At 75.6% G+C, this 9,294-nt stretch carries 9 protein-coding genes; 2 read left to right on the top strand and 7 right to left on the bottom strand.

Annotated elements, in window-relative coordinates; genetic code table 11:
- Positions 1-39 precede the first annotated feature (39 nt).
- From ACFV0G_RS16285 to ACFV0G_RS16315, 7 genes are all read right to left on the bottom strand, one after another.
- The gene (locus ACFV0G_RS16285; RefSeq protein ID WP_380547153.1) at positions 40-372 is read right to left on the bottom strand and encodes a hypothetical protein; all 333 of its coding nucleotides are present in this window, start codon (positions 370-372) and stop codon (positions 40-42) included.
- Between the two features lie 91 nt (positions 373-463).
- Positions 464-1,018: a GNAT family N-acetyltransferase gene (locus ACFV0G_RS16290; RefSeq protein WP_380547155.1), complete on the bottom strand. Its 555-nt coding sequence runs from the start codon at positions 1,016-1,018 to the stop codon at positions 464-466.
- On the bottom strand, positions 1,015-1,443 hold the full coding sequence (locus ACFV0G_RS16295) for an acyl-CoA thioesterase (RefSeq protein ID WP_380547157.1): 429 nt from the start codon (positions 1,441-1,443) through the stop codon (positions 1,015-1,017). Before ACFV0G_RS16295 ends, ACFV0G_RS16290 begins: the two co-directional genes overlap by 4 nt.
- A gap of 101 nt (positions 1,444-1,544) precedes the next feature.
- Positions 1,545-3,170: a thiamine pyrophosphate-binding protein gene (locus ACFV0G_RS16300; protein ID WP_380547159.1), complete on the bottom strand. Its 1,626-nt coding sequence runs from the start codon at positions 3,168-3,170 to the stop codon at positions 1,545-1,547.
- Complete coding sequence (gene speB, locus ACFV0G_RS16305; protein WP_380547161.1) at positions 3,167-4,132, bottom strand: agmatinase; 966 nt, start codon at positions 4,130-4,132, stop codon at positions 3,167-3,169. The genes ACFV0G_RS16300 and speB overlap by 4 nt, the downstream gene beginning before the upstream one ends.
- 19 nt (positions 4,133-4,151) lie before the next feature.
- On the bottom strand, positions 4,152-4,943 hold the full coding sequence (locus ACFV0G_RS16310) for a class II aldolase/adducin family protein (RefSeq protein WP_380547163.1): 792 nt from the start codon (positions 4,941-4,943) through the stop codon (positions 4,152-4,154).
- Positions 4,944-4,946: 3 nt separating this feature from the next.
- Entirely contained in the window at positions 4,947-6,419 is a 1,473-nt protein-coding gene (locus tag ACFV0G_RS16315) for a sodium:solute symporter (protein WP_380547165.1), read from the bottom strand.
- Positions 6,420-6,679: 260 nt separating this feature from the next.
- Here ACFV0G_RS16315 and ACFV0G_RS16320 point away from each other — a divergent pair, with 260 nt between their 5' ends.
- A complete protein-coding gene (locus ACFV0G_RS16320) occupies positions 6,680-8,224 on the top strand; it encodes a PucR family transcriptional regulator ligand-binding domain-containing protein (RefSeq protein WP_380547167.1) in 1,545 nt (514 codons plus the stop codon).
- A gap of 147 nt (positions 8,225-8,371) precedes the next feature.
- Positions 8,372-9,294, top strand: a 923-nt coding sequence (locus ACFV0G_RS16325) for a protein IroB (RefSeq protein ID WP_380547169.1), incomplete at its 3' end; no start/stop codon positions are given.

Below are 9,294 nucleotides of genomic sequence, written 5' to 3' on the forward strand. Positions count from 1 at the left end.
GACGAGGGTGCGGCGGCCCGCCGCGTTGCGTCCCGGTGCTCACTCCACCGTCCAGCCGATGTGCCCGATCCCGGTGCTGTAGAAGGCGCAGGTGCCGCGGGACTCACCGACCCCGCCCGGCGCCACGGTCTCCGAGTTTCCGGTCACGTCCGGTGCCCAGCCGCAGGTGATGTCGGCGTGGAAGGTGACCGTGCCACCGGTGTTGTTCGCGCAGTCGACGCCGCCGGTGAGCGGGTCGTTGTTGTGGATCCAGGTGGTGCAGTCCAGGCCGGACAGGGCGGCCCGGGCCGCGGGGGCCGGCGCGGCGGCGGCCGGCAGGGCCGGGGCGAGGGCGAGCAGCAGTGCGGCGGCGGTGGCCGTGAGGGTCTTCAACTGTCCTCCTGCGGGGCGGGTCTGACACTCCCCCACCCCTGCCCCGCAGGATCGGACGTACACTGACTCTTTCGGGTGATGCGCCGCGGCATCAGGGCCGGCGGTCGTTCAGCAGCAGCTGGTGGAGCACGTGGTCGCACCACTGCCCGTCCAGGAAGAGCAGTCCGCGGGCCACCCCGATCCGCTCGAAGCCGGCCTTGGCCAGCACCCGCTGGGACCCGGTGTTGGCGACCGCCGCCCCCGCCTCCAGGCGGTGCAGGCCGAGCTCCTCGTCGGCGGCCCGGCAGACCAGCCGCACCGCCGCGGTGGCCAGGCCCCGGCCGACCTGCTCGGCGTCGATCCAGTAGCCGAGCACCGCGCTGCGCAGGTGCCCGGCCGCGATGCCGGTGAGCCCCACCGCGCCGGCGATCTCGCCGTCCCGCTCCAGCACCCAGCGCGCCGTGCGGCCCTCCTCGGTCTGCGCCAACTGGTCGGCCAGCCGGGACTGCTGGCCGTCCAGGGTGAAGTACTCCTCGTCCCGGTGCGGGTCCCACGGGCGCAGGTGCTCCCGGTTGCGCACGGCCGCGCGGAGCAGGGCCGGGGCGTCGCCCGCCGCGACCGGGCGCAGCAGGACGTCCGGGGCGACCGGGCCGGTGAAGGTGATCACTGCAGCCCCAGCTCCGCCGGCGCCTCGGCCAGGTCCCGCATCGGCACCCGGGGATCGTCGACCAGCCGGCGGGCCGCCAGGTCCAGGAATCCGCCGACCGCGGTCACCTCGGCGGCGAGCGTCCCGTCCGTCCGCTCGATGCGCTGCTCCACCCGGAAGGTCTTGCCGTCGCCCCAGACGAAGCGCGAGGTGACCGTGACCTCGTCGCCGGCGCGCAGCTCGCGGCGGTAGCGGACGGTGGTCTCCAGCACGACCGGGCCGACCCCGGCGGCGAGCAGGTCGGCCTGCCGGATCCCGGCGTGCTGCAGGTGCGCCCAGCGCGCGTGCTCGGCGTACTGGAGGTACACGGACTGGTTGAGGTGGCCCTGGGCGTCGGTCTCGTAGCCGCGCACCGTGATCGGGACGGCGAAGTCGTGGTCTGCCATGGGACGAACGCTACGCCGACCCCGGCGCGACCCGGCCGTCAGGGGGCGAACGACAGCCGCCCGCCGGGGGGTGCCGCCGGGCGCCCTCGCGGGCGCCGCCGCTACCCGAGGTGGGTCGGGGCGAACATCCGCAGCAGGGCGGGCAGCACGACCACGCTCGGGCCGGGCGCGGCCAGGGCGGCCGCCAGGTCGTCCCGGAGGGTCTCCGGGGTGGTGGCGGTGGCCGGGACGCCGAAGGACTCGGCGAGCCGGACGAAGTCCGGCCGGGCGAGCTCGGTCGCGGTGGCCCCGCCGAAGGTGTCGGTCATGTACTCGCGCAGGATGCCGTAGCCGCCGTCGTCCACGATCAGCCAGGTGACGTCCAGGCCGTGCTGGCGGGCGGTGGCGAGCTCGGCGATCGAGTACATCGCGCCGCCGTCGCCGGAGACCGCGAGGACGGGGCGGCCCGGCAGGGCGGCGGCCGCGCCGAGGGCGGCCGGGTAGCCGTAGCCGAGGCCGCCGGCGCCCTGCGCGGAGTGCATGGCGCCGGGGCGGCGGGCGTCCCAGGCGGACCACGCCCAGTAGCCGAGGATGGTCATGTCGAAGAAGGCCGGCGAGTCGTCCGGCAGCGCGGAGCGCACGGCGGACAGCACCTGCTTCTCCAGCTCCAGGCCCTGGCCGTCGATCCGCTCGCGGACCTGCTTGAGCAGGCCGGCCGCGGCCGCCTCGCCGCGGCCGTCGCGCGGCCGGGCGGGGACGGAGTCGGCGAGGGCCGCGAGGGCGAGCCGGGCGTCCGCGTGGATGCCGAACGCCGGGTGGTTGGACTCCAGCTTGCCGAGGTCCGCCTCGATCTGCACCACTTGCCCGCGCGGGCGGAACGTGTGGTAGTTGCTGGAGAGTTCGCCGAGCCCGGAGCCGACCACGAGCAGGACGTCGGCCTCCTCCAGCAGGTCGGTGGTGTGCCGGTCCTCCAGCCAGGACTGCAGCGACAGCCGGTGCTCCCACGGGAAGGCGCCCTTGGCGCCGAAGGTGCACGCCACCGGGGCGCCCAGCAGCTCGGCCAGGCGCAGCAGCTCGCCGTCCGCCCCGGCCCGGACGACCCCGCCGCCGGCCAGGATCACCGGGTTCTCGGCCTCGGCGAGCAGCACCGCGGCCTCGGCGACGAGTTCGGCGCGCGGGGCCAGCGGGCGGGGCGCGGGGCGCAGCCCGGTGACCCGCGGCACCGTGGTCGGGGCGAGCAGCACGTCCTGCGGGATCTCCACCCAGACCGGCCCGTACGGGGCGGTGAGCGCGGACTCCCAGGCGGCGGCCAGCGCGGACGGGATCTGCGAGGCGGTGCGCGCGGTGTGCACGGACTTCACCACGTCGCGGAAGCTGGCCTGCTGGTCGACGAGCTCGTGCAGGTAGCCGCGGCGGCGCCCGCCGAGCCCGGCGGAGGGGATCTGCGAGGAGACCGCGAGCACCGGGACGGAGGCGGCGGCGGCCTCCTGCAGGGCGGCGAGCGAGGTCAGCGCGCCCGGCCCGGTGGACAGGAAGAGCGGGGCGACGGTGCCGGCGGTGCGGGCGTAGCCGTCGGCGGCGAAGCCGGCGTTGTTCTCCACCCGCAGGCCGACGTACCGCATCCGGGAGCGGCTCAGCGCGTCGAACAGGCCGAGGGCGTGCTGGCCGGGGATGCCGAAGACGGTGTCCGCGCCCAGGTTGGCGAGGGACTCGACGACCAGGTCGCCGCCGTTGCGCTGCGCGGTCATCGGCGCTCCTCCGCGATCTGGCGGGCCATCAGGGTGGTGAGCTCGTAGGCGGTGTGCGAGGCCGCCACGGAGGTGATCTCGGCGTGGTCGTAGGCGGGCGCGACCTCCACCAGGTCGGCGGAGACCAGGTGGCAGCCGGCCAGGCCGCGGAGGATCTCCAGCAGTTCGCGGGAGGTGAGGCCGCCGGCCTCGGGGGTGCCGGTGCCGGGGGCGTGCGCCGGGTCGAGCACGTCGATGTCGATGGAGACGTACAGCGGGCGGCTGCCGATCCGCTCGCGCAGCTGCTGCACGACCTCGTCCACGCCGCGGCGCATGACGTCGGCGGAGGTGACGATGCCGAAGCCGAGCTTCTCGTCCTCGTCGAGGTCCTGCCGGCCGTAGAGCGGGCCGCGGGTGCCGACGTGGGAGAGCGCGGAGGTGTCGAGGATGCCCTCCTCGACGGCCCGGCGGAACGGCGTGCCGTGGGTGTACTCGGCGCCGAAGTAGGTGTCCCAGGTGTCCAGGTGGGCGTCGAAGTGCAGCAGGGCGACCGGGCCGTGCTGCGCGGCGACGGCGCGCAGCAGCGGCAGCGCGATGGTGTGGTCGCCGCCGAGGGTCATCAGCCGGGCGCCGGTGGAGAGCAGGTCGCGGGCGGCCGCCTCGACGCTCTCCACGGCCTCGTTGATGTTGAACGGATTGGCGGCGATGTCGCCCGCGTCGGCGACCTGGGCGAGCGCGAACGGCGAGGCGTCCTGCGCCGGGTTGTACGGCCGCAGCAGCCGGCTGGCCTCGCGGATGGCGTTGCCGCCGAACCGGGCGCCCGGCCGGTAGGAGACGCCGGTGTCGAACGGCACTCCCACCACGGCGATGTCGGCGCGGCCGACCTCGTCGAGGCGGGGCAGCCGGGCGAAGGTGGCGGGGCCGGCGTAGCGGGGGACGCGGGAGGAGTCGATCGGTCCGCGCGGTTCGAAGGTGCTGCTCATGAGGGTCCTCGGGTGGTTCTCAGTCGGTGTGGTCGGGGGCGATCCGGTGGGCCAGCCGGAGCAGGGCGGCCCAGGCCAGGTCGTACGCGGCCGTGTCCTGCAGGTCGGAGTCGGTGTCCTCGCCGGCAAGCTGCCGGGCGGTGAGCTCGCGGACCTCCGGAGAGGGGAGCACGAGCCGGGCGCCGCCGGCCTGTGCGGTGGTCTGGATCTCGCAGGCCTTGTCCAGGTAGTACATCCGGAGGAAGGCCTCGCCGGGGGTGCGGCCCACCGTGAGCAGGCCGTGGTTGCGCAGGATCAGCGCCGGGTGCCCGGCCAGGTCGGCGACCAGCCGCTGCTGCTCGGCGAGGTTGAGCGCCACGCCCTCGTAGTCGTGGTAGCCGACCCGGTCGTGGAACTCCATCGCGATCTGGTTGACCGGGAGCAGCCCGTCGGCCTGCGCGGCGACCGCGCAGCCCGCCCGGGTGTGGGTGTGCAGGACGCAGTGGGCGTCGGAGCGGGCCGCGTGGATCGCACTGTGGATGACGAACCCGGCCGGGTTGACCGGGTACGGGGTCTCCTCGACGGGGTTGCCGGACAGGTCGATCTTGACCAGGTTCGACGCGGTGATCTCCTCGAACAGCAGGCCGTAGGGGTTGATCAGGAAGTGCTGTTCGGGGCCGGGCACCCTGACCGAGATGTGGGTGAAGATCAGGTCGGTCATCCGGAAGTGCGCGACCAGGCGGTAGACGGCGGCCAGCTCGCGGCGGAGCCGGAGCTCCTCGGCGCTGCGGGCCGGGGTGCCGGCGACGGGGGTGGTCAGGGTGCCCGGCATGGCTCAGACCCCCGCGGTGACGGGCTCGGCCTCGACCGGGGTGACGCCGGCCAGGCGCTCGCGCCAGTTCTCGAGGATCCGCTCGTCGGTGGGCCGGGTGACCAGGCTGACCACCAGGTAGGCGCAGAGGCTGACGCCGAGGCCGTAGTAGATCGGCTCGTTGGCCAGGGTGCCCTTGGCGATCATCAGGGCGACGACCGTGGCGCCGCCGGTGGTCATCGCGGCGAGCGCGCCCTGGACGTTGCCGCGCCGCCAGAGCAGGCCGCCCAGGATCGGCACGAGCAGACCGCCGACCAGCAGGTTGTAGGCGACGGTGAGGGCGGACAGCACGTCGTCCAGCAGACAGGCCAGGCCGATCGAGACCGCGCCCAGGAGGATGATCGCCAGCCGGTTGGAGCCGACCTCGTCGTGCTCGGCGGTGTCCGGGCGGTCCTGGCCGCGGCCCGCGAAGGCCCGCAGCCGGGCCCAGATGTCGTTGTTGGCGACGGTCGCGGAGGCGATCAGCGCGCCGCTGGCGGTCGACATCATCGCGGACAGCGCGGCGGCCAGCACCAGGCCGCGCACGCCGGTGGGCAGGGCGCTCTTGACGATGGTGGCGAAGGCGCTGTCGGCGCCGGGCAGCTGCGGGTAGAGAGCCTTGGTGGCCATGCCGATCACGGCGCCGGCCAGGGCGTAGACCAGGCAGTAGGCGCCGGCCACGGTGCCGCCCCAGGAGGCGACCTTGTCGGTGCGGGCGGTGAACACCCGCTGCCAGATGTCCTGGCCGATCAGCATGCCGAAGGTGTAGATGAGCACGAAGGTGAGGATCGACTCGCCGCCGATCGACCCGAACGAGAGGTAGCCGTCGGGGAGCTTGTCGGCCATCGCGCCGAACCCGCCGGCTTTGACCACGGCGATCGGCAGCAGGAGCAGCAGGACGCCGATCGACTTCACCACGAACTGGACCATGTCGGTCAGGGTGATCGACCACATGCCGCCGAGCGCCGAGTAGCCGACCACGATGGTGCCGCCGATCACCACGGCCGCCCAGCGCGGCACGTCGAACAGCACGTCGAAGACGGTGGCGTAGGCGATGGTGGAGGTCACCGCGAGCATCAGCGTGTAGACCCACATCACCACGCCGGAGATCACGCTGGCGGCGTCGCCGTAGCGCAGCGAGAGCATCTCGGCCACGGTGTAGACGCGCAGCCGGGCGATCCGGGCGGAGAAGAAGATGCTCAGCGCGAGCAGGCCGAGGCCGATCGCGAAGACCATCCAGGCGCCGGAGAGGCCGTAGGTGTAGCCGAGGCGGACGCCGCCGATGGTGGAGGCGCCGCCGAGCACGACGGCCGCCATGGTGCCGGTGTACATCAGGGGGCCGAGGCGGCGGCCGGCGACCAGGAAGTCGCTCTTGGACCGGGCGCGTCTCTTGCCCCACCAGCCGACGCCGACGATGCCCAACAGGTAGCCGATCATCACGACGTAGTCGATGGCCATGAGTCCTCCGATCCGGCCGGTCCGCGCTGCGGGTGCGGGACTGCCGGGGTGTTCGTGGGGGACGGCGGCCGCGGGCCGGGAAGGGGGGTGCCGGCCGCGCGGGCTGCGCGTAAGGGGGACGGGCGGGCCGTCGGCGGTCCCATTGACCGTACGTCGACCCGTGGTGAGACCGTAAACGCCCAGGCAGGCGGGCTGAAGTGTCGGATCCGTCCATTCTTTATGCTGGCAATGGAGGAACCGTCCATCGGAGGGAGTCGGGCTTGTCCCAGCCGCACGTTCCGCACGCCCCCGCACCGGGCACACCGGTGCTGCCGCTCGCCGTCCTGCTGGACGCGCCGGGCCTCGGCCTCACCCTGGTCGCAGGCCCCCGCGACGACCGGCTGATCGGCACCATCGGCACCACCGAGCTGCCCGAACCGGCCCCCTACCTGTACGGCGGCGAGCTGCTGCTGACCGCCGGCGTGCGGTTCCCGCCGACCGCGGAGGCGGTCGACGCGTATGTGCGCAGCGTCGTGGAGGCGGGCGTCGCCGCGCTCGGCTTCGGGGTGGCCCCGGTGTACGACGAGGTGCCCGCGGTGCTGGTCGAGGCGTGCGAGCGGCACCGGCTGCCGCTGGTGCGGGTGCCGCCGGCCACCCCGTTCGTGGCCGTCAACCGGGCCGCCTACCAGTTCATGGCGGAGGCCCGCAGCCGGGACCTGCGGGAGGTGTCCGAGGCGCAGTCCGCGCTCGCCTCCGCCGCCGGCCGGCCGGACCCGCTGCCCGCCGTCCTGCATCAGCTGGCCGCCCGGCTCGGGGCCTGGGCGGCGCTGTTCGACGCGGGCGGGCAGGAACTGTTCACGGCGGGCACCCGGCCCGGCGCACCGGCGCCCCGGCAGCTGCGCGAGCTGGCCGCCCGGACATCCGCCCGGGCCGCGGACCGCGGCCCGGGCGCACCGCCCGCCGCGGCCGCCGAGCACGCCGCCGGCCGGCACCTGACCGTGCACACCCTGCCCGGCGGGCTGGCGCTCGGCCTCGCCGCCGAGGCGCCGCCCACCGGCGTGCACCGCTCGGTCACCGGCGTCGCCGCCGTGCTGCTGTCCCTGCTCACCAGCCCCCGGCACGCGCTCGGCGCGGACAGCAGCACCGCCGGGGCCCTCGTGCGGCTGCTGCTCGGCGGCGCGCCCGCCGACGCCGCCGACCTGCTCCACCCCGGCGGCAGCTGGGTGGTCGTGCGGGGGCGCCGCGGCCGTCCCGGCCCCGAGGCCGACCCCGTCCGGCTGGCCGCGCTCGGCACCGCCCTCGGCACGCCGTACCTGGACGTCTCCGGCACCTCGCTGCTCGCCCTCGTCCCCGGCGCGGGGCCGGCCGACCCGGACGCGGCCGCACGGCTGGGCTGGACGCTCGGCGTCAGCGCCCCGGCCGGCCCGGACGGCCTGCCGCACGCGGCCACCCACGCCGAGCGGGCCCTGCGCCGGGCGCTCGCCGCCGGCCTGCCCGCCGCCCGCCAGCACACCGAGGCGCTCAGCGTGCACGCCCTGGTCGACGAGGAGGACGCCCGGGCGCACGCCGAGGCGGTCTTCGCCCCGCTGGCCGGCGCCGCCGCACCGGGCGCCGCGGTGCTGCTGGAGACGCTGCGCACCTGGCTGGCCCACCACGGCAGCTGGGACCGCACCGCGGCCGCCCTGGAGCTCCACCGCAACACCGTCCGCCAGCGCATCGCCCGCACCGGCGAGCTGCTGGGCGCCGACCTGTCCGACGCGGACGTGCGGATGGAGCTGTGGTTCGCGCTGCGCCGCCTGCCCGGGGAGCGCCCCCGGCGCACCTGAGCACGGAACGCGCGGCGGCCTCCCCTCCTCGGCCTCGTGCGCCGGTGGAGTGCGCAAGAGAACTGCTGCCGAAGGAAACTGACGGAGCGTCCCCTTCGTTCGCACCAGTGCTGACGATGTACCGACACACGACGGGAGCACCACACCGTGCGAGTCCTCTTCACCGGCCCGGGCGCGGCCGGCCACGTCTTTCCGATGATCCCGACCGCGCAGGCGCTGCGGTCGGCCGGGCACGACGTCCTGCTCGCCGGCCGGCAGCCGATCGGGATCCTGCGGGCCACCGGCCTGCCGGCGGTCGAGGTCGGCGACGGCAGCGTCCTGCGCGACGCCTTCGAGAGCGCCGCGGCCGCCTCCGACACCGGGGCCGGCTACGTCTCCGCCTCCCGCACCGAGGAGGAGACCCTGCGGCTCGCCGTGCTCGGGTTCGCCGACCACGGCCGCCGCGCCCTCGACGGCCTGCGCACCCTCGCCGCGGACTGGCGGCCGGACGCGGTGGTGCACGCCGCGTTCGACGCCGCCGCGCCGCTGGTCGCCGCCGAGCTCGGCGTCCCCGCCGTGGTGCACAACTTCGGCGTGATGTCGGGCCTGTCGATGGCCGACCGGCTCGCCGGGGCGCTCGGCGAGGACTACCGGGCCCGCGGGCTCGCCGGCCCCGGTCCGCGCTCGGTGCTCGACGTCGTCCCGGCCTCGCTCGGCGGCGACGGCAGCGGCTGGCGGGTCCGCTACGTGCCGTACAACGGCGGGGGCACCGTGCCCGCCGACCTGGTCGCGCGCGGCGGACGGCGGCGGATCGCGGTCACCCTCGGCACCGTGCTCACCGACTGGGACGGTGTGCGCGCCATCACCCGGGTGGTCGAGCAGGCCGCCGGCCTCGACGCCGACGTGCTGCTGGCCGTCGGCGACGCCGACCTCGCACCGCTCGGCACACTGCCGGCCAATGTGCGCGCGCTGCCCTGGGTGCCGCTCGCCCAGCTGCTGGAGTCCGCGGACGCCCGGGGGGGGCCCGGCGGCGCCCGCCGCCGGCGGGCGCCCCGGGCGGCGGGGGCCCCCCCCCCGCCCCCGCCCCCCCC

Origin of the sequence: Kitasatospora sp. NPDC059571, assembly GCF_042735675.1 — a bacterium.
Taxonomy (GTDB): domain Bacteria; phylum Actinomycetota; class Actinomycetes; order Streptomycetales; family Streptomycetaceae; genus Kitasatospora.

Coding starts and splice junctions, on each gene's coding strand:
- ACFV0G_RS16295 (WP_380547157.1), bottom strand. CDS start 1,443: ATGGCAGACCACGACTTCGCCGTCCCGATCACGGTGCGCGGCTACGAG.
- ACFV0G_RS16310 (WP_380547163.1), bottom strand. CDS start 4,943: ATGCCGGGCACCCTGACCACCCCCGTCGCCGGCACCCCGGCCCGCAGC.
- ACFV0G_RS16300 (WP_380547159.1), bottom strand. CDS start 3,170: ATGACCGCGCAGCGCAACGGCGGCGACCTGGTCGTCGAGTCCCTCGCC.
- ACFV0G_RS16315 (WP_380547165.1), bottom strand. CDS start 6,419: ATGGCCATCGACTACGTCGTGATGATCGGCTACCTGTTGGGCATCGTC.
- speB (WP_380547161.1), bottom strand. CDS start 4,132: ATGAGCAGCACCTTCGAACCGCGCGGACCGATCGACTCCTCCCGCGTC.